Origin of the sequence: Desulfofundulus thermocisternus DSM 10259, assembly GCF_000686645.1 — a bacterium.
Taxonomy (GTDB): domain Bacteria; phylum Bacillota; class Desulfotomaculia; order Desulfotomaculales; family Desulfovirgulaceae; genus Desulfofundulus; species Desulfofundulus australicus.
In genome coordinates this window covers 36,819-55,416 of the sequence record NZ_JMLG01000012.1, presented here as the reverse complement: position 1 = coordinate 55,416, position 18,598 = coordinate 36,819, and the positions used below count along the sequence as shown (strand labels likewise).

Annotated in this window: 19 protein-coding genes and 1 pseudogene; 9 read left to right on the top strand and 11 right to left on the bottom strand. The window is 58.6% G+C overall.

The window, feature by feature from the left end; genetic code table 11:
- From BR83_RS0109935 to BR83_RS0109920, 4 genes and pseudogenes are all read left to right on the top strand, one after another.
- A pseudogene (locus BR83_RS0109935) lies at positions 1-210 on the top strand (hypothetical protein); the annotation flags it as partial.
- Positions 211-268: 58 nt separating this feature from the next.
- The gene (locus BR83_RS15625; protein ID WP_051618109.1) at positions 269-634 is read left to right on the top strand and encodes a VanZ family protein; all 366 of its coding nucleotides are present in this window, start codon (positions 269-271) and stop codon (positions 632-634) included.
- Positions 635-743: 109 nt separating this feature from the next.
- On the top strand, positions 744-1,532 hold the full coding sequence (locus BR83_RS0109925; protein WP_027356953.1) for a tyrosine-protein phosphatase: 789 nt from the start codon (positions 744-746) through the stop codon (positions 1,530-1,532).
- 72 nt (positions 1,533-1,604) lie between these two features.
- Positions 1,605-2,225: a YkgJ family cysteine cluster protein gene (locus BR83_RS0109920; RefSeq protein ID WP_034635083.1), complete on the top strand. Its 621-nt coding sequence runs from the start codon at positions 1,605-1,607 to the stop codon at positions 2,223-2,225.
- Positions 2,226-2,377: 152 nt separating this feature from the next.
- Here the strand turns inward: BR83_RS0109920 and BR83_RS15620 are convergent, their stop codons facing one another.
- From BR83_RS15620 to BR83_RS17765, 6 genes are all read right to left on the bottom strand, one after another.
- Entirely contained in the window at positions 2,378-3,757 is a 1,380-nt protein-coding gene (locus tag BR83_RS15620) for a nucleoside recognition domain-containing protein (protein ID WP_084327168.1), read from the bottom strand.
- Positions 3,729-4,499 carry a FeoB small GTPase domain-containing protein gene (locus BR83_RS17320; protein ID WP_027356951.1) on the bottom strand — a complete coding sequence of 257 codons (771 nt, stop codon included), beginning with the start codon at positions 4,497-4,499 and terminating at the stop codon, positions 3,729-3,731. The genes BR83_RS15620 and BR83_RS17320 overlap by 29 nt, the downstream gene beginning before the upstream one ends.
- 68 nt (positions 4,500-4,567) lie before the next feature.
- On the bottom strand, positions 4,568-4,804 hold the full coding sequence (locus BR83_RS0109905; RefSeq protein ID WP_027356950.1) for a FeoA family protein: 237 nt from the start codon (positions 4,802-4,804) through the stop codon (positions 4,568-4,570).
- A gap of 298 nt (positions 4,805-5,102) precedes the next feature.
- Entirely contained in the window at positions 5,103-5,444 is a 342-nt protein-coding gene (locus BR83_RS0109895) for a nucleotidyltransferase domain-containing protein (protein WP_027356948.1), read from the bottom strand.
- Complete coding sequence (locus tag BR83_RS0109890) at positions 5,420-5,791, bottom strand: HEPN domain-containing protein (protein ID WP_157833000.1); 372 nt, start codon at positions 5,789-5,791, stop codon at positions 5,420-5,422. The genes BR83_RS0109895 and BR83_RS0109890 overlap by 25 nt, the downstream gene beginning before the upstream one ends.
- 227 nt (positions 5,792-6,018) lie before the next feature.
- Positions 6,019-6,150 carry a hypothetical protein gene (locus BR83_RS17765; protein ID WP_278244217.1) on the bottom strand — a complete coding sequence of 44 codons (132 nt, stop codon included), beginning with the start codon at positions 6,148-6,150 and terminating at the stop codon, positions 6,019-6,021.
- Positions 6,151-6,328: 178 nt separating this feature from the next.
- Here BR83_RS17765 and BR83_RS0109880 point away from each other — a divergent pair, with 178 nt between their 5' ends.
- Positions 6,329-7,768 (top strand): SpoVR family protein, encoded by a 1,440-nt coding sequence (locus BR83_RS0109880; RefSeq protein WP_027356946.1) that lies wholly within the window; start codon positions 6,329-6,331, stop codon positions 7,766-7,768.
- Between the two features lie 250 nt (positions 7,769-8,018).
- Here the strand turns inward: BR83_RS0109880 and splB are convergent, their stop codons facing one another.
- Positions 8,019-9,164, bottom strand: coding sequence for a spore photoproduct lyase (gene splB, locus BR83_RS0109875; RefSeq protein WP_456072966.1), 1,146 nt, complete (start codon positions 9,162-9,164; stop codon positions 8,019-8,021).
- 41 nt (positions 9,165-9,205) lie between these two features.
- Here splB and ku point away from each other — a divergent pair, with 41 nt between their 5' ends.
- Complete coding sequence (ku, locus tag BR83_RS0109870) at positions 9,206-10,069, top strand: non-homologous end joining protein Ku (RefSeq protein ID WP_027356944.1); 864 nt, start codon at positions 9,206-9,208, stop codon at positions 10,067-10,069.
- Entirely contained in the window at positions 10,069-11,025 is a 957-nt protein-coding gene (gene ligD / locus BR83_RS0109865) for a non-homologous end-joining DNA ligase (RefSeq protein ID WP_027356943.1), read from the top strand. The genes ku and ligD overlap by 1 nt, the downstream gene beginning before the upstream one ends.
- Before the next feature lie 578 nt (positions 11,026-11,603).
- On the opposite strand, the gene BR83_RS17200 is transcribed toward ligD, so the two are convergent.
- The gene (locus tag BR83_RS17200; protein WP_322786315.1) at positions 11,604-11,852 is read right to left on the bottom strand and encodes an Hsp20/alpha crystallin family protein; all 249 of its coding nucleotides are present in this window, start codon (positions 11,850-11,852) and stop codon (positions 11,604-11,606) included.
- A gap of 398 nt (positions 11,853-12,250) precedes the next feature.
- Between BR83_RS17200 and BR83_RS0109835 the strand changes: the two genes are divergently transcribed.
- Positions 12,251-12,547, top strand: coding sequence for a hypothetical protein (locus BR83_RS0109835; protein WP_027356941.1), 297 nt, complete (start codon positions 12,251-12,253; stop codon positions 12,545-12,547).
- On the opposite strand, the gene BR83_RS16420 is transcribed toward BR83_RS0109835, so the two are convergent.
- The 3 genes from BR83_RS16420 to BR83_RS15605 form a co-directional block, all read right to left on the bottom strand.
- Positions 12,544-14,346 carry a sensor domain-containing diguanylate cyclase/phosphohydrolase gene (locus tag BR83_RS16420; RefSeq protein ID WP_051618107.1) on the bottom strand — a complete coding sequence of 601 codons (1,803 nt, stop codon included), beginning with the start codon at positions 14,344-14,346 and terminating at the stop codon, positions 12,544-12,546. The genes BR83_RS0109835 and BR83_RS16420 overlap by 4 nt on opposite strands.
- Positions 14,343-15,488, bottom strand: a complete 1,146-nt coding sequence (locus BR83_RS0109825; protein ID WP_027356940.1) for an FIST signal transduction protein — start codon at positions 15,486-15,488, stop codon at positions 14,343-14,345. The genes BR83_RS16420 and BR83_RS0109825 overlap by 4 nt, the downstream gene beginning before the upstream one ends.
- A 179-nt stretch (positions 15,489-15,667) precedes the next feature.
- Entirely contained in the window at positions 15,668-17,179 is a 1,512-nt protein-coding gene (locus BR83_RS15605) for an MDR family MFS transporter (RefSeq protein WP_157832998.1), read from the bottom strand.
- Positions 17,180-17,413: 234 nt separating this feature from the next.
- Between BR83_RS15605 and larC the strand changes: the two genes are divergently transcribed.
- Positions 17,414-18,595, top strand: coding sequence for a nickel pincer cofactor biosynthesis protein LarC (gene larC, locus BR83_RS0109815; RefSeq protein ID WP_027356939.1), 1,182 nt, complete (start codon positions 17,414-17,416; stop codon positions 18,593-18,595).
- The last annotated feature ends 3 nt before the right edge of the window (positions 18,596-18,598 follow it).

Sequence of the window (18,598 nt, the reverse complement as noted above, 5' to 3'; positions counted from 1 at the left end):
ATACAGCAAGGAATACAGCAAGGAATACAGGATACCATACTGGATGCCCTGGAGGAAAATATAGGCCGCTGCCCTGAGGGCCTGGTGAACAGCCTGCGGGCTATACGAGATATTGATACATTAAAATTACTGCACCGCAGGGCGGTGAAAGCGAAAACAATTGATGAATTCATGCAGGCTCTTAACGAGGCGGTGCGGAAGAATAATTAGACGAACACAGAAAGCGGTCAGACCCGGCAGGTGTAGAGCTGCCGGTGTTTTCATTTATGTGGAAAGGGTGCGGGAACTGCCGCCGGTAAGCTTTTCCTGCAGCGGCCAGCTGGTGGACAGCCGCCGTGCCCCGGCGGATTTCATCCAGTTCTGGCTGCGTAAAGGGGCGCACGTGGTGATTTACGGGGCACCGGGCCTGTCGCTGGCCGCCGCCCTGCAGGGGCTGAACAGGAAACGCTGGTTTGTGGCCGGGATGCTCCTGATTCTGGTGGCCGCCCTGGACAAGTGGCACCAGACATTTGTTCCCGGCCGCACTGGCCGGGCGGTGGACGTGCTGGTGGACCTGGCAGGGTTTGCGGTTCTGGCTATTTTATCCCGGCTGGCTCTGCGCGTGAAAAAGCGTCTGGCATCCTCCGGGGGGTAGGGAAAAGATTTCCGGCGGGCGGGATATATCACCTGGCGGTTTTGCCTTACCCCGGAAGGAGTTTTTTCATGCCCGTTCCTGTTCTTCTTGTGCTGGAGGTTGGGTTTCCATGATTGATCTGCACGTGCACATCCTTCCCGGTCTTGACGACGGCGCACCGGATCCGGGCGAGGCTTTGTCCATGGCCTGGCTGGCGGTGGAGGACGGGATTGAATCCCTGGTGGCCACGCCCCACATCAACGGCCAGTACCGCCCGGAGCGGGGTTTCCTTCTCGGCGTCGTGGAGCAGTTGAACAACCTTTTGCTCAAGTACGGGATTCCCCTGCAGGTGCTGCCCGGGGCCGAGTACCTCCTGGAGCCGGACCTGCCGGAACGCCTGGACCGGGGAGAACTGATCACCATCAACGACGGGGGACGCTACCTGCTGGTGGAGCTGCCGGCCGCCTTTGTTCCTCCTTATACCGAGCGGGTGCTCTATGAACTGCAGCTCCGGGGGGTTACGCCCGTCATTGCCCACCCGGAAAGGCATGCCTCTTTCTGCCGCCGCCCGGAGCTGCTGCAGGCCCTGGTTTCCCGGGGGATGGCGGCCCAGGTTACCGCGGGCAGCCTGACCGGGATGTTCGGGCGGGAAGCAGCCAGGATGGCCTTTTACTTCCTGGAGCACGGCCTGGCCCACCTGGTGGCCTCCGACGCCCATTCCTCCACCGGGCGCAAGCCCGTGCTCTCCCCGGCCCTGGCGGAGGTGGAGCGCCGGCTGGGGGCGGAGGCCGTGCGGAAGATAATTGATAATTCCCGGCGGGTGGTGGAGGGGCAGGCCCTCTCCCTGGAGCCGGCCGGGAAGGTGCCCGCCCGGGGGAGGGGCTTCCTGCGGGCGGTCCTGGAAAGGTTCAGGCGCTGAAAAAGGAAGGCACGCCGCCCTCCCGGCCGTGGTATAATGGTCGGGAGAAAAATATTTTACGGAGGAAAGATGATGTCCGGCATGAATATCGATTCCTGCATCCGGTGCGGAACCTGCTGCCGGAAGGGCGGGCCGGTCCTGCACCACGAGGACAAGGAGATCCTGCGGGCCGGGTACCTGAGCTACCGGCACCTGGTGACCATCAGGAAGGGTGAGCCGGCCTTTGATCCCGTCCGGGAGGAGGTCAGGCCGGTGGAGCGGGAACTGGTGAAGGTGCGCGGGAAGGGCGGGGAGTGGACCTGCTTCTTTTTCGATGAAGAAAACTCCTCCTGCACCATTTACGAGCACCGCCCCCTGGAGTGCCGCCTGCAGAAGTGCTGGGATACGCCGGCGCTGGAAGGCCTGATCGGCAGGGACACCATCGTGCGCGCCGATATCATCAACGCCGGCGATCCCATCCTGGAAGTGATGGAGATGCACGAGAGGGAGTGCTCCTATCAGGAGGTGGAAGAGCTGCTCGACAGCCTCTCCAGGGGCGGGAAGAACCCGCAGGCCCTGGCCAGGCTGAACGAGCTGGCGCGAAAAGATCTGGCCATCCGGCTGTACGCCATCAGAGACCTGGGGCTGGACGAGGACTATGAGCTCTTCATCTTCGGCCGCCCCCTGTTCAAGGTGCTCGCCTCCAGGTTGTAGCATGGAGGCGGGCACCTGCCCGGCCGGAATAAAAAACACTACCCCCGGTTGCTACCATAGGAATAGAAAGGGGGAGCGGATCGACTGCTTATTCTCTACCGTTCCCCTTTGCTTTTCCTACCGGGCAATATTGACCCCGGATTGAGGGCGGGTTAGAGCAGTCCCAGGGCCCGCACTGCCCGGGCTACGGCCAGGCAGGCCAGGCACCCGGCGGCCAGCGGGATGAGCGCGCCCAGCACCGCCCACTTGATGCTCCCCGTCTCCCGGTGGATGACCAGCAGGGTGGTGCCGCAGGGGAAGTGCAGCAGGGAAAAGAGCATGGTGCACAGGGCGGTCAGCCACGTCCAGCCGTGCTCGCCCACCAGGATGTTTTGCAGGGCGGCCAGGCTTTCCACCTCCACCAGGGTACCGGTGGAGAGGTAGCCCATGAGGAGGATGGGCAGGACAATTTCATTGGCCGGCAGGCCCAGGATGAAGGCCAGCAGGATGAAGCCGTCCATGCCCATGGCCCGCCCCAGGGGGTCCAGCAGGCCCGCCCCCCGGGTCAGCAGGCTCTGGCCTTCCAGGCTGGTGCCGGCCAGGAGCCAGATCAGCGCCCCTGCCGGGGCGGCCACCGTGACCGCCCGGGCCAGCACGAAGAGGGTGCGGTCCAGGAGGGAGCGAACCAGCACCCGCACCGGCTGGGGCGGGCGCAGGGGCGGCAGCTCCAGGATGAAGGTGGCGGGTTCCCCGCGCAGGATGGTCCTGGAAAGCAGCCACGAGGCCAGCAGGGTGACCAGCATCCCCACCAGGACGAGCCCCGCCACGGTGAAGGTGGCGGCGAAAGGCCCCGCCGCCGGCCCGGCAGAGATGGAGGCCAGGGCGATGAGGGTGGGGAAGCGCCCGTTGCAGGGTACGAACACGTTGGTCAGCATGGCGATCAGCTTTTCCCGGGGGGACTCGATTATGCGGCAGGCCATTACCCCGGCGGCGTTGCAGCCGAACCCCATGCTCATGGTCAGCGCCTGCTTCCCCTGGGTGCCGGCCATTTTAAACAGGGGGTCGATATTGAAGGCCACCCGGGGCAGGTAGCCCAGATCTTCCAGCAGGGCAAAGACGGTGAAGAATATGGCCATGGGGGGCAGCATCACCGCCACCACCCAGGCCACGGTGCGGTAGACGCCCGTGACCAGCAGCCCGTGCAGCCAGGAAGGGGCGCCCAGCCAGGTGAGGAGTTCCGCCAGCCTCCCTTCTCCCCAGAACAGGGCCTTTGCCAGCAGCTGGGAGGGGTAATTGGCCCCCACCAGGGTGACCCAGAAGGCTGCCCCCAGGAGCAGGAACATGAGCGGGAAGCCCAGCAGGCGGGAGGTGAGCAGGTCATCCACTTTGTCTTCCCAGCTGCCGCAGGGGCGGTCCCGCCTGACTGCCCGGGCGGCAATGGCTTCCGCCTCCCGGTAAATTGTTCTCACGATGCGGTCCCTTATTTCCAGCGGGCAGTTTTCCCCTGCTGCGCCGGTGCTGGCTTCAGGTGGGGCAGTATTTAAACCGCTCATGCAGGACACCCCATTCCGCTGGTTCAAGGTATTGCCTTATGTTATCCAGAGTGCTCCGGTCGTTATCCAGGATTCTCATCGCCAGCCAGCGGGCGTTGAACAGTTCCTTGATCTCCCCGGGTATTTGCTGTTCTACCCGGGCCAGGGCATCTTCGATTTCCGGGTCGTAGACCAGGCGGCGCGGGGTGGGGACTATACGCCCCCGCACCAGGTCGTCGATTCCGGCCTTCAGCTCGGCCACCCCCTGCCCGCTCCTGGCGGCCGTGGCCACCACGGGAACGCCCAGTTCCCGGGCCAGGCATTCGGTATCGATGAAAATATTTTTCCGGCGCGCTTCGTCCATCAGGTTCACGCAGACGATCACCCTGCTGGTAATTTCCATTACCTGCAGGACAAGGTTTAAGTTTCTTTCCAGGCAGGTGGCATCGGCCACCACCACCGTGGCATCCGGCCGGGCAAAACATAAAAAGTTGCGGGCTACGATTTCTTCGGCGGAGTTGGCCAGCAGGGAATAGGTACCCGGCAAGTCCACCAGGATGTACTTATGGCCGCGGAAAATAAATGTGCCCCGGGCCTGGAGCACTGTTTTCCCCGGCCAGTTTCCCGTATGCTGCCTCAGCCCGGTCAGGGCGTTGAAGATGGTGCTTTTCCCGGTGTTGGGGTTCCCGGCCAGCGCAACCAGGGCGGCTTCAGGGTCCGGCTGGATGTTGAACATCTTACGCAGGTCGGTTGCCTGGGGCATAATAACACCTCGCTAGTGTTGCTGTGGCAGCGGGTGCGGGTGATTCCGGCGGGAAAGGTGCGGGTGAATCAAAGGGGGGTTACCAGCACCTGGCCGGCTTCTTCCCGGCGGAGGGCGATCAGCGCCCCCCGGATGCGGTAGGCTATGGGGTCGCCCAGCGGGCCGCGCCTGACCGCCTGGACGGTTGTGTCGGGAACCAGGCCCAGGTCCAGCAGCCGGTATCTGATCATGCCCCGGGCGTTCAGGGAAATCACCCGTCCCCACTGGCCGGTGGGCAGCTCGGACAGCGGCAGGATCTTCTCCACGGCATTCCCCCTCCTTGCAGGATTTTTCCGGGGCGGCAGGTGGCCGGCGGCGGCCGGCACCCGGGCCCGCCCGGTTCTGTGTTTACCGCGTCCGGTTTTCTTTTCCCGGCGGTTATATATTACGGGTTTTAAGCGGTATTGGTTACTCCACAGAAGAAGGAAAACAGTGGAACGGGCCGCGTTTTTTCTTTCCCCCGGAAAATAAAAAACGCCTCCCTAAATGAACGGAGACGTGCATTCCCTCCAGCATTTGTCCCGGAGGAGGTTTGTAGCAGGTTCGATTTACACCCTTTTGTGGTTATAGCCTGTACTCGATGGTTTCCGGACCCGACAGTATTTCGTAAAGAAAGCTGGCTTTATGTTTTTGTGCCCGGTCGATTTCTTCCGGGGCGTAACCACGTACCTCTATGGGCTCCATAACTTCTGCCAGGGCGTCACCAAGGATTTCCCACCGCTTCCATACGGGCATGTCGCTGAAGGCGGAAGAAACAATAATCAGGTCGATGTCACTGTAAGGACCGGCTGTCCCTCTGGCTTGAGAGCCAAACAGGTATGCCGCCTGGATAGGGATGCCTTTTTGGGCCAGAACGGATAAGTACCGTCTGACAATTTCATTTACTCGATCTGGTGCTTGAGGCATTCTACCACTTCCTCTGTGCGGTTTAAGTAATCCCGGGTAACATGGCGCGGGTATTCAGCAATGGCCCGCTTGAGTTCCTCGGGATACCTGGTGACAACTCCTGCCAGGCTCAACCGGCTGACAAACTTTATTTGTTCATCAGTTAAAACAGCGTTTGCCAGTTTCATCAGGTTGATCAAATTATGGGTTTTCGGCGGTGCTTTACCTGTTTGTTTAACTACTAAAGCCTTTAGTGCTTTCTCAATGGCCAGGTGGCACATGAAAATGGTGTAAAGGTACCTCCGGGCACGATAAAGGCTTTTTGCCGTGTCCAGGTCATATTCGGATTGCTCTAGCCATTCTTTCACCTGTGGGTCCACCGGGTCCTGGCCTCCAACCGGCATTTGATGCGCTGATGTTTCTCATACTTCATTTACTTTAATATATACCATATCCTGTCAGCACGGGCAATAAAATAGTGGATGAGCTCAATAAAAAAAAGCGCTTCTACGCGCTTTTAAAAGAGCAGCTGTTTGGACTGGTGGCGTTTCCGGACACTTGCCCCTGCCGCTGGCGGGCGGTTGCTTTTCTCTTTTCAGGCGGGCAGCTCCAGCCTGGTAATGATGAAGTGCTTTTCCGACTCCAGGATCCTGGCCAGCTCTTCCTCATCGGCAAAACGCCAGCATACTTCTTCCCCCTCGAGCCAGGTTACCAGGTAAGGCAGCATGTGGGTCACCCCGCATTTTGTATACTTGTATACAGGATTCTTTAACCCTATCTTAACAAAAAAATTCCTCCCCCGCAAGACCTTTTGTGATGAAAAAGACAATTCCGGCCATCTTCCTACATAACTTTTTTATATAAAAAACATTCCCTGGCGCGGGGATGGCTGGAGGTTGTCTTTCATGAACAGGGAAGAAATGCGCAAGCTGGAGGAAGCCGTGGAAGTAATTACCGCCAGGGCCAGGGAATTTGGCCTGGACTTTTATGATATGTTCTTTGAAATCTGCCCGGCGGATATTATTTATACCTTCGGGGCGTACGGTATGCCCACCCGTTTTTCCCACTGGACTTTCGGCAAGGCCTATCACAAGATGAAGACGCAGTATGATTACAACCTGAGCCGCATCTACGAAATGGTCATAAATTCCAACCCCTGCTACGCCTTTCTGCTGGAAGGCAATTCCCTGGTCCAGAATAAGCTGGTCATCGCCCATGTCCTGGCTCACTGCGATTTCTTCAAAAACAACGTCTATTTCAAGCATACCAGCCGTAACATGGTGGAGTCCATGGCCAGCGCCGCCGAGCGCTTCCGGGGCTACGAGATGAAGTACGGCCGGGATAAGGTGGAGGCCTTTTTGGACGCGGTGATTTCCATCCAGGAACACGTGGATCCCCATCACTTCATCAAGGCCGGGAGGGATAAAAAGGAAGAAAAGGCCGGGGAGGCCTGCGCCTGCAGCCGGGGCGGGAAGTGCGGCAGGCACCGGGAGGAGACGCCCTACGACGACCTGTGGGAGCTGGATGAACCCCGGTGCGCCGGGCATTGTGAGAAGCCCAAAAAGTTCCCTCCCGAACCGGAAAAGGATCTGCTGCTGTTTATCATGGAGCATGCCCGGGACCTGGAGGACTGGCAGCGGGATATCATCTCCGTTATCCGCCAGGAGATGCTTTATTTCTGGCCCCAGCTGGAAACCAAGATCATGAACGAGGGCTGGGCCACTTACTGGCACCTGCGCATTATGCGGGAGATAGATCTTACCGAGGCGGAAGCGGTGGAGTTTGCCAAGATGCACGCCGGGGTGATCCAGCCTTCCCGGGTGCGCCTGAATCCCTACCACCTGGGGCTCAAGATTTTCGAAGATATTGAGAAGCGCTGGAACGAGCCCACCGGGGAGGAGAGGAAGAAATACGGGCGCCCCGGGGGTGAGGGGCGGCAGAAGATTTTCGAGGTGCGGGAGCAGGAGAACGACATTTCTTTCCTGAGGAACTACCTGACCAAAGAGCTGATCGAGGAGATGGACCTTTACCTGTACAAGAAGATGGGCCACGACTGGAAGATAGTGGAGAAGGATTGGGAAAAGGTCAAGGAGGGCATCATTTCCAGCCTGATCAACGGCGGCCACCCCTATATAGTGGTTGAGGACGGGGACTTCAACAAGCGGGGTGATCTGTACCTGAGACACTGCTACGAGGGCCTGGAACTGGACGTATTTTACCTGGAGAAGACCCTGCCTTACGTCTACCGCCTCTGGGGGCGGCCGGTGCACCTGGAGACGGTCATCGACAATAAAAAGGTGCTCTTCTCTTATAATGGGGAAAAGGTGAGCAAGAAGTTCATTTAAAGCTGTCGGAAGCGACGAATAAAAACCGGGGCACATCCCGGAACTACTGGGCGGCCGCACACGGCCGCTCAGGCTGTCGACAAACTGTGAATGTGGCCGGTACCCGCCGAAGACCGGAGCCGGGGCCTTTTGGCCCGGCCAGCGAAACGACCTGGGAGCGACGACTAAAACCAGGGATATCCGAAATATTGAGCGGCTGTACCCGGCCGCCGCTTCTTTTTTGTGGGGGCCCGGCCGTTTTTCCCCGGCTTCAGACGAAGTAGTCGATCCTGGCCCCGGGGAACATTTCCCTCGCCTTTGTCACCAGGGCTTCCTTTAAACGGTCCATTAAAGGCGGGGCGTAGACGTATTTTCCGTATCCGAACTGGCCGAACTTGAATTTCCTGTCTTCTTCGTCCATGGGCAGGCCGGTATGGGGGAATATGGATTTAATTTTGTTCCTTGCCCTGACGGTAAAGCGGTGGGTGATGAATTCAAAGGACAGGCTGCTGGTTCCGGGAAAACAGGCCCGGATCGTTTCCAGGAGTTCCGCGTACTCCCTTTCCCAGTCCCGGTAGGCGATGACCGGGGCGATGATGAACCCCGTGGGATAGCCCGCGTCAAACACCTTTCGGGCCGCCTGCAGCCTCTGTTCCAGCGCCGGCGTGCCGTGTTCATAGGTTTTGATGACCCGGGCTGTGTTCAGGCTGAAGCGGATGGTGGTGTGCCCGCTGTGCTTCAAGTCCAGCAGGGAATCAATCCCGGTGAATTTTGTGGCCAGGCGGAAGCGGCCGTAATCCTGGGCGGCGAAAAAGAGGATGGTCCTGGCCAGCGCCCCGGTGTATTTTTCCACCGGAACCGGGTCGGAGGTGGCCGAGCCTTCAAAGGTGGTCACTTCCGGCTGCCTTTTCACTATGTAATCCCGGGCTCTATCCAGTATTTCTTCGATGTTCACATAGGCCCTGATGTAGGGCTTGCCGGGCAGGCTGCCCAGCAGGTAGCAGTACTCACATTTTCCGGGGCAGGAAGTGGTCAGCGGCAGCTGGTAATGGGCCGAGGGCCTGCAGGTTTGAAAGTTGAGGGTCCTTCTCACGCCGAAGACCAGCGTTCTTTTGGCTTCCCGGTAGCTTTCCTGCGGGTTCCTGCCGGGAATGCCGGTTATCCTGCGGGAACGGGACACCATCACCTCAGCATCGCTGTTTTTAAATAATTCCCAGAGCTGCCTGCCCAGAGGATATTCCAGGGCGTCCTGCTCGAAGATTACTCTGTCCGGGTGAAATTCCATAGCAACCCCCTGCCGGTGCACATAGGTAAGCTTTATTTTATCCACCCGGGCCAGCCATAATTCCCGTACCTCGGCCCGCCCGCCCGGCGGGGCTTGCCGGGGAGTTTCATAAATTGCCGGGGTTGAGGTCATCCTAGCCTTAAAGCAACCGAGCTTCATTGGGGGTGGCGCCATTGCGTCCCATCTGGAAAGGAGCGGTCAGTTTCGGCCTGGTTTACGTGCCCGTTAAGATGTACGCGGCCACGGAGAAGAAGGATGTAAAGTTCAATTACCTGCATGAGAAGTGCAGGAACCCCATCCAGTACCGGCGTTACTGCCCCTATTGCGAGGAGGAGGTTTCCCTGGAGGAGCTGGTACGGGGATACGAGTACGAAAGAGGGCGCTATGTCATCCTGCGGGAGGAAGATTTTGAAGCCCTGCCCGGGGGAGAGGGGCATAACATCGAGATCCTGGATTTCGTGCGGCTGGAGGAAATAGATCCCATCTATTACGACAAGGCCTACTACCTGGCCCCTGCCGGCGGGGGGGAAAAGGTTTACGAGCTGTTGAAGCAGGCCATGGAAAAAAGCGGCAGGGTGGCCGTGGCCCGGGTGGCCATCCGCAGCAAGGTGAACCTGGCCGTGCTGCGGGTGACCGGGAATGTGCTCTCCATGAGCACCATGTTTTATCCCGACGAGGTGCGGGATGCCGGGGCCATTGAGGAGATGCACTACCGGGTGGAGGTCCCGGAGAAGGAACTGCAGATGGCCGTGAATTTAATCGACAGCCTTACGGCTCCCTTCGACCCGGAAAAATACGTGGACCGGTACCGCCATGCCCTCCTGGAGTTGATCCGGGACCGGGTGGCCGGGCAGCAGGTGGCCGAGCCCGCCCGGGTGGAGGCGGCCAGGGTGGTGGACCTGATGGAGGCGCTGAAGGCCAGCATAGAAAAGGCCGAGAGGGAACGGGGCCGGCGGGGGGCCGGGGAGGAAACGGCGGAAGAAGCGGCGCCGCGGAAGGGCCGGCGGGGACGCAGGAAGGCGGCCGGGGAAGGGTAGTGGCGGAGAAGGTATCCCTGCCCCTTTTGAGGCCCATGCTGGCCGTGGCCTCCCGGCCCTTCGACAGCCCCGATTATCTCTATGAAGTTAAATGGGACGGTTACCGGGTGCTGGCCTACCTGGACGGCGGCACCCTGCTGCGTTCCCGCAACCTGCGGGATATCACGGCCACCTTCCCGGAGCTGCGGGAGCTGCATAAGCACGTCCGCCACCAGCCGGCCATTATCGACGGTGAGATCGTCGTCTTCCGGGATGGCCGGCCGTCTTTTGCAGCCCTGCAGTCCCGGGGGCGGCTGGAGGATCCCGTCAGGGCCGGGAGCATGGCCCGGCGGTACCCGGCCATGGTGATGGCCTTTGACGTGCTTTACGCCGGCGGCCGTCCCCTTTTACGCGAACCCCTGCGCCGCCGCAAGGAAATCCTGGCGGAAATGATTATCCCCGGGGAGCTGGTGCTTGAATCCGGATTCGTCCTGCACCGGGGGCGGGACTTTGCCGCCGCCTGCGCTGCCCGGGGGCTGGAAGGAGCCATGGCCAAGCGCCTGGATAGTCCCTACCTTCCCGGCCGCCGCTCCCCCTGCTGGCGCAAGTTCCGCCATACCAGGGAGGCCGATCTGGTCATCTGTGGCTTCCAGCAGGGGCGGGGCCGGCGGCGGCTGGGCGCCCTGGTGCTGGGTGCGTACCGGGGCGAAGAGCTCGTCTACCAGGGCAAGGTGGGCACGGGGTTCTCCCGGCAGGAGGAGGAGTACCTGCTGGAGCTGCTCTCCCGCCTGGTCATTCCCGTGCCCGCCCTGGACCTGCCGCCGGCGGAGGCCGGCCGCACCATCCCGGTGAAGCCGGTGCTGGTCTGCGCCGTGGAATACCTTGAGCTGACCGCAGAAGGCCTGCTCCGGCACGGCAGTTACCGGGGGCTGCGGCCGGACAAGTCGCCCCGGGAGTGCCGCCATCTCCGGGAGTAAAAATTTGTTTTGGACTGTAACCACTGCCGGGGCTGCTCCATAATATGGTATCAAATAGTGAAGGGAGGACTCCAGATGGGTTATGGTTTAAGCGGTGCCGGCTCCAATTTTGCCCTGATCCTTTTCCTCATCCTGATCCTGCTGTTCTTCGGCGACGGCTTTTGCTATGGCGCTGCCAAATAAATCAGTTTTTAACCAACCATGAAAAGCAACCTTTGCTTTTCTTTATAAATTAACCAGAGAGGGGGGTATAGTATGGGCGGTGGTTCCTATCCGTACAGCCATTTCTCCTTCATCCTGTTTCTGATCCTGGTCCTGCTCTTCTTCGGGGATGGCATTTTCTGCTGGGGTGATCCCAGGTAGAAAGGGGTGCTTCCCCGGGAGAATTACATGATCACAGGTAAGGGGGTCTAAAATGAGCGGTTCCTACTATTACGGCCATTTTGCCTTTATCCTCTTCCTGATCCTGGTACTGCTCTTCTTCGGCAGGGGATACTTTTACGGGGTAGAGGCCAGTTAAACAGTTAACAGCACAGGAAAGGGCTGCCCGGTGCAGCCCTTTCCATTTTAAAAAAATTTTAGAGAAACTGGATGATGACGTTGTCGTTGCTGGTCTGGGGGGCCTTTTTCACCCGCACCTCCAGCAGCCCGTGGCGGTAAACGGCCGCGGCCGTTTCCGGCTTCACGGGACAGGGGAAGTTTACGGCCTGCTGGAATTCCTCCGCCGTTCCGGCGGGGAGCACGGTAATCTGGTTCCTGGTTTCCGGCAGCCTTTTAAAGCGGCGCCCCCGGATTTCCAGGCTGCCGGTCCGGACCGGGAGGTGCAGGTCCTCCCGCCTTTACAGCCCCGGGATCTCAATTACGGTGATGATTTCATCCCCCAGCTCGTAAACGCTGGCGAGAACGGAAGATGCCCGCCCCCGGCGGTGATCGGGATCTTCCCCGTTCATTGCCGCCAGTTCCGCCAGGTTGAGCAGGGAGGGCTGGATCTTTTTGAGTATGTTTTCCCGGAGGTGTATTTGCTACTAGACGGTTTTGAAGCCGTCGGGCTTCCCAAAAAAAGCCAATGATATACGCCAGAAAAGTGACCCGATCAGGCACAGGCAAGTGCAATTTTTACGGCATCTCTGGCAGCAAGATGTGGACTTGCTCTTGTGACGCTGGTGCTGGTTCCCCTGGCGGGACTGGTCTTCGGGCTGCTTCTTGCGGTGGCTATTACGGTGCCGTGACCTGGAACGAGCTTTTCGCCTACTGGCCGGGCGTTGCCGACGCCGCGCTCATCAATGCGACGAAGGGCACGCCGGAAGCGAAGAAGCTCCTGGCCAAGTACCCCTGGGCAAAGATCGTCGTTGATCGGAGCGGGAGGCTGGCGGTAGATTTCCGAGTGGATAAGCTTGAAAGCGGCGATGAGCCCGGGCCCTACCTCCGGCTGCGGGTTTTCATCGATCCGGCAACTAACATCCCTGCCGACCGTGTTCAAGCAAGTGCGGTGACGGCCAGGTTCAGATCAAAAACTTCTTAGGGGAAAATGTCACCGTTTTCTTCCTGCAGCATTTTAAGGAAAATTTCCACCAGGTGAGGGTCGAACCGGGTTCCTGCCCCTTGCCTGAGTTCTGTCATCGCTTTCTCTGTGAACGTGACTTTTTGACCGGGCCGGCCGGCAGTCATGGCCTCGTAGGCGTCAGCTATGGCAAGAATGCGGCTCAAGAGGTGGATTTCTTCTCCCTTTAAACCCTGCGGGTACCCCTGCCCGTCCCACCGCTCGTGGTGCTGCAGGATTGGCTCGGCCACCTGGTTCAGTGCAGGTGAGCACCTGGCAATCCTGTATCCTAATTCGCAGTGGCGTTTTACCTCTTCCTCTTCATCTTTTGTAAGAGGTTTATTTTTACGCAGGATGTGATCCGGGAGGCCCACTTTTCCAATGTCGTGCACCTCGGCCAGCAGGAGCAGGTTGTCCATCTCCCCCGTGGAAAGGCCTGCTGCCTTCCCCAGTAGCCCTGCCAGTTCCTTAACCCGCCTGGCATGCCTTTCGATGTGGGGGTAATTCCTGAAAAGCGCTGCCAGGAGGGAACGGCCGATATCGTACCTCTCTGCAGCACAGCGCTGTAACTTGTCACGGTACATTTCATCGTCTGCCTGCTTGTAAGCGTCGTAAACGGACCTGCGGGGGTTCTCCGTGACACCCACCCCGGCGGAAATGCTGAGCGGTATGACAGTGTGACCCCTGTTGAACTTCTCCCGGGTTTCCATTAAAATCGAGCAGGCTTTTTGTGCAGCTTCCCTATCTCTTGCCGGCAGGATGACGGCGAACTCGTCGCCGCCTACCCGGAAGGCTTCTTCTCCGGGGAACACTTCGCGGATCAGGGCGGCAGCCTTTTGCAGCAACTCGTCCCCCTGCCTGTGACCCAGGCAGTCGTTGACCGGCTTCAACCCGTCTACGTCACACACAATGACGCTTACTGGCCGCACGCCCTCTTCATCCATCTGGCGGATTTTTTGTTCGAAATAATTGCGGTTGTAAAGGCCGGTCAGGCTGTCAAAAATGCTCAGACGCCTGAGTTCTTCTTCCATTTGCTTTCGTCTGGTTATGTCTATGATCATGCAGAAAACCTCTTCCACTTTTTCGTCCTGCTTCACAGGGACCAGGGTTAAAAGCGCCCACCGCAGATCTCCCTCCGGCGTTTGAATCTGCCATTCCCCGGGTTCAACAACCTGACCGGTTTCCCACGTCCGGGTCAGGAGCTTTTGAAAATCGGCCGCCGGCCTGATTCGGGTGAACCAGTCCCCGTCCTTTAGCAGTGCACCCTGGCTGAGGATTTTCTGCACTTCCCGGTTGTAGTGTAAAATCCTTCCCTCCCGGTCAAAGGATAGGGCACCCACCATGGGCATGTTTTCGAAAACCAGCCGGAAGCGCTCTTTCAGCTTTCTGGTTTTTCTCTCCCAGATGTGGAGCTGCAGAATATTTGCCAGCCGCCCGGAAAACACGTCCAGCAGGCGGCGTTCGTTCTCCAGGAAATCTTCGTTTCTTTCCAGGTAAAGATTCCCGAGGGGAGGGTTCCCCAGTTCCTTAAGATAGACCCTCCCCGGACCCCGGTTTTGCCCGGGCTGTTCCTTGAGAACGTTTGCTTTGTTCAGGCCGAAGCCCCAGGTATAGCAGGTGGACTGCCCTGTGTCGTCTTGGAGGACAAGGGCTGCCCGCTGGACCCCGAAAAGCCGCACCGCTTTTTCTATTACTTCATCAAAAAGATCTGCTTCTGAACCGGGCCATTTAAGCGAGGAGATTTCATACAGAAAGGCCAGCTCCAGCGCACTGGAGTTCATCGAAAAGATGTCCCTCCTATGGCGATAAGGAAAGTTTTGTTGTGGAAGAGTGGGGGGCCGCTGGAGCAACTGCCCACTTCCCCAAACGTCAGAAAACCCGCTACCGGCAACCCGCCCAGTGTATTCCGGATCGCTTCCAGTTCCCGGTCCGCATGTTTTCCCATTAACAGAAAGCGGGATATGCAGTTGAAGATCAGGGCAAATCCGGGAAATTTCACAGAATTCCTGGCCTGCACTGTTGCTTCGAGGGCCGCCCGGATAAGGCTTTCGGGACTGGTGTAGCGCATGAGGTAGGCCACGGCACGGTAAGGCACTTCTGTGACAAATTCAATCGAATCGTTTGCACCCAGTTTGAAAGGATCGCGGATAATGAATCTTCCGCTCAGATCCGGTACCCCCAGCGGGTGGCGGACGGCGCAGTCGGGAAACTTTTTGCCCGTTATCCCCCCGAGCCGGCGCGAGTAGACCTGAAAGGCCGGCTGCTCGTCAATTTCAAAGACAACCTTGCCCTTTGTCCTGGTGATGAGCAGCGGAGGACCGAAAGGCTCCCAGCCGTGACCGATGCCGGTAGCAAAGGAACAGCCGGCAACCAGGGCTGCCGCTACCGCTCCGCTGGCCACGCCGGTTTCGGTCATCTGGTATGTCCTGAAAAAGCGCATATTATCTCCGGTTCCCCCGCCTGCATATGTAAACCGGGGGCCCAGCACGTCGTAAATACCGCGCAGCATGCGCGCAATGTTGCCCGCCAGGCCGTCGGGGAACACAAATACAGTACCTTCGCCCGGAGTCTGCCCGCTTAAGAGTCTTTCGGCCAGTTCCCTGCCCGTTTCGTCAGCCCGTTCGCTCAGCATTTCCACCAGGGCCGTTCTGGCTGTGATCTCTTCGCCGGCCAGTGTCACCACTTCCACACCCTGCTTTTTAATCCCTTCTGCCGTGATGATTCCTGCTCCGGACGCGCCGACCAGTTTTGGGGTTCCCGTTTCGGCCATCACTGTTTCGAGGATCTCTTCCTGATTGTACCCTTCGGTGGTAAACAGAAATGTGATGGCGGGCGGTCCCGATCGGGCCACGGCGAACCGTGCCGCCTTCCTTGCGGCTTCCCGGGAGTCCGGATGTAAACTATACCCCACACCCACCTTCATGCGCACAGGACTCCTCTCTTTTCCAGTCCGGCAACTAGACAAGGAAATTTTCTGAAAAGGTTTTAAAAACCCTTCCCGGGCCGTAACAAAAAGAGGAGTCCCTTTGCAGGCGGGCTCCTCTCATCCTTGGGCTTCTTACGGTTCCTGCACTAAAACAAGCGCAATCCTGCCAGCAACCTTCATTCCGGTACCGGCTGGTCATCCCACCGCGCCTTTAGCTCCCGGTCTTCGAGAAACAGGGAAGCCATCAGACCCCCCGTCAAAAGGATGGCTCCGATGAAAAATCCGTGGGTAATGCTGAGAGAAAAAGCATGTTTCAGCAGGGACAGGCGGGGATCGCCGGGCATCTGCATCAAACGGCCCAGGACCTGACCGGGGTCAACTTTTGCCGGTGCACCGGGTGGCAGAAGACCTGCCAGGCGGTGGCTTAAATCGGTCAAAACAATATTGCCGGTGAGGGCGCTGCCAAAAACGCCGCCAATACTGCGGAACAACTGGGAAGCGGCCGTAACTGTTCCCAACTCCGTGCGGCGCACGGTATTTTGTACGGCCACGGTAAAGGTGGGCATGGCTATACCCATTCCGGTACCGCTGATAATCATGCCGGCGACGACCATGGCGTGGGTGGCATCAACAGGCAGCCGCCCCAGGTAAAACATGCCGGCAGTGGCAACGGCCAGGCCGGATACGGCGAAGATTTTGTAGTGCCGCAACCGGGAAATCAGTTGCCCGCTGACCACCGCTGCAATCATGACCGAAAGCATCATGGGCGTGAGCAATGTACCGGAGTATGTCGCGCTTACACCCGTCACGATTTGCAGGTACATGGGCAAATAAAGGGTAATGGCAAACATACCCAGGGTAACTAAAAAAAGTGTTATGGTAGAAACAACGAAAATGTTGTTCCTCCAGAGCCAGGGTGGGAGTAATGGTTCTTCAGCCCGGCTGTCCGCCAGGGCAAAAAGGATACCGGACACTCCTGCCACTGCAAAACCGGATAACACACGGTGGGTGGTCCAGCTCAAATCCTGCTGGGCAAAGGTCAGTGCCAGCAACAGACCAACCAGGGAAACAGTCAATAACGCCGGACTCCAGTAGTTGACCCGTGGTTTATGTGCTGCCCGGTAAGGCGGCAGGGCATAAAAAAGCAGGACCAGCGAAAGGAAACCGAAGGGGGTACTTACGTAAAAGACCCAGCGCCAGCTCCAGTGGTCCGTAATCCACCCGCCGAGAGTGGGACCCAGGAGGGTGGCCAGGGCAAATACGCTCATCATGATTCCCTGCCAGCGTCCCCTCTGGGCCGGAGGGAAGAGATCCCCGATGGTAATGGTATTCATAGCCATTAGCATGCCGCCGCCCAGGCCCTGCACGGCCCGGGCGGTAATGAGCCAGTGCATACTATGGGCCAGCCCGGAAGCCCAGGAACCCAGTAAAAAAAGAGTTACCCCGGCCAGGAAAAAAGGCCTCCGTCCCCACAGGTCGGAGAACTTTCCGGCCAGGGGTACCACCACGCTTGAGGTAAGAATGTAGGCGGTGGCCAGCCAGCTGTATAGATCCAGTCCACCCAGATCGGCAACTATCCGGGGCATGGCGGTGGCTACCACTGTTTGGTTTACGGCAGCCGTCAGCATGGTAATCAGGAGGGCTACCAGGAGCAATCTTCTCTTATCGCCCTTTAAAAAAGTGAGCACTGAAGGATCACCTGCCATCCGATGTTAATCTAGTTACTTAAAAACATTAATTATTATATAACTGAAGCAAAATCCAGGCAATACTGTGCTCAATTTTAGTCCGGTACCGGTCCGGAGAACCGGAATCCCCGGTAGAGGTGATTGATAAATTGGTTAAAACCGAAGATAATAGTGATGGATGCCGGGAGGGTTTTACCTGGCAGTCCCATACTTCTATTTAAAGGAGCCATCGACGTGAAAATTCTTTACCTGGACTGCTTTGGCGGTATCAGCGGTGACATGATGCTGGGGGCGATGATAGATGCCGGCGTTTCCCCGGCGGCTGTTCAGAGCCAGCTGGAACTCCTGGGGCTGGAGGGCTACTCCCTGAAAATTTTCCAGGACAAAACCCGCGGTTTCCGGGGCACCAGGTTTGTGGTGGAGGTGGAATACGGCCACCAGCCGCACAGGACCTGGGAAGATATCAGGGGCATTATTGAGGACAGCAAGCTGCACCCGCAGGTTAAGCGTCATGCCCTGGAGATTTTTGAAAAGTTGGCCCTGGCGGAAGCCAGGGTGCACGGTGTCGAACCCCGCCATGTTCACTTTCATGAGGTGGGGGCGGTGGACTCAATAGTGGACATCGTGGGGACGGCCATTGCCCTGCACGAGGCGGGTGTGGGGAAAGTTTATTCTTCCCCTTTGCCTGCCGGTTACGGCACCGTGCAAACCCGCCACGGTATTCTTCCCGTTCCCGCACCGGCTACCGCCGAGCTTCTCCGGGGTTTCCCCATCCGGCCGGTGGATGTGGAAGGGGAACTGGTCACCCCTACGGGGGCGGCCATTGTTGCTGCCCTGGCCGGGGGTTTTGGCCCCCTGCCAGCGATGAAAGTGGAGAGCATAGGCTACGGGCTGGGAAGTAAAGATTACGGCATCCCCAACTTTTTACGGGTTTTTCTCGGCAGGGCCATTGAACAGCAGGTGGGGGAGGAGCAGGAGATTTCCGTTTTGCAGACCACCATCGACGATATGAATCCGGAGATCCTGGGGTATGCGGCGGAGAAACTGCTGTCCTCGGGAGCCCTGGATGTGTGGCTTACTCCTGTCTTCATGAAAAAAGGCCGGCCGGGAAATTTGTTGACCGTGCTCTGCCTGCCGGAGAAAGAAGGGGAGCTGGTGCAGCTTATTTTTGCCGAAACCAGCACCCTGGGCGTACGGAGGCGCCGGGAAAAACGTTCTTATCTATCCCGGGAGCATATCCTTGTGCAGACGGCATACGGACCGGTGCGGGTGAAGGTTGCCGCCTGCGGCGGGGAGGCAGGCCGGCAGGTAAGCCCGGAATACGAGGATTGCCGCCGGCTGGCCCGGGAAAAGAACGTTCCCCTGAAAAAAGTTTACGCTTCGGCCATTGCGGCGGCCCTGGAGGTGCTGGGCTGAAAT

Bases quoted from the DNA above. Each gene is read 5' to 3' on its own strand.
- BR83_RS0109880 (WP_027356946.1), top strand. From the start codon at position 6,329: ATGAACAGGGAAGAAATGCGCAAGCTGGAGGAAGCCGTGGAAGTAATT.
- BR83_RS17320 (WP_027356951.1), bottom strand. From the start codon at position 4,499: ATGCCCCAGGCAACCGACCTGCGTAAGATGTTCAACATCCAGCCGGAC.
- BR83_RS0109920 (WP_034635083.1), top strand. From the start codon at position 1,605: ATGTCCGGCATGAATATCGATTCCTGCATCCGGTGCGGAACCTGCTGC.
- BR83_RS15620 (WP_084327168.1), bottom strand. From the start codon at position 3,757: ATGAGCGGTTTAAATACTGCCCCACCTGAAGCCAGCACCGGCGCAGCA.
- BR83_RS0109925 (WP_027356953.1), top strand. From the start codon at position 744: ATGATTGATCTGCACGTGCACATCCTTCCCGGTCTTGACGACGGCGCA.
- BR83_RS16420 (WP_051618107.1), bottom strand. From the start codon at position 14,346: ATGAACTCCAGTGCGCTGGAGCTGGCCTTTCTGTATGAAATCTCCTCG.
- BR83_RS0109895 (WP_027356948.1), bottom strand. From the start codon at position 5,444: ATGCCTCAAGCACCAGATCGAGTAAATGAAATTGTCAGACGGTACTTA.
- BR83_RS17765 (WP_278244217.1), bottom strand. From the start codon at position 6,150: ATGCTGCCTTACCTGGTAACCTGGCTCGAGGGGGAAGAAGTATGCTGG.
- splB (WP_456072966.1), bottom strand. From the start codon at position 9,164: ATGACCTCAACCCCGGCAATTTATGAAACTCCCCGGCAAGCCCCGCCG.
- BR83_RS0109825 (WP_027356940.1), bottom strand. From the start codon at position 15,488: ATGAAGGTGGGTGTGGGGTATAGTTTACATCCGGACTCCCGGGAAGCC.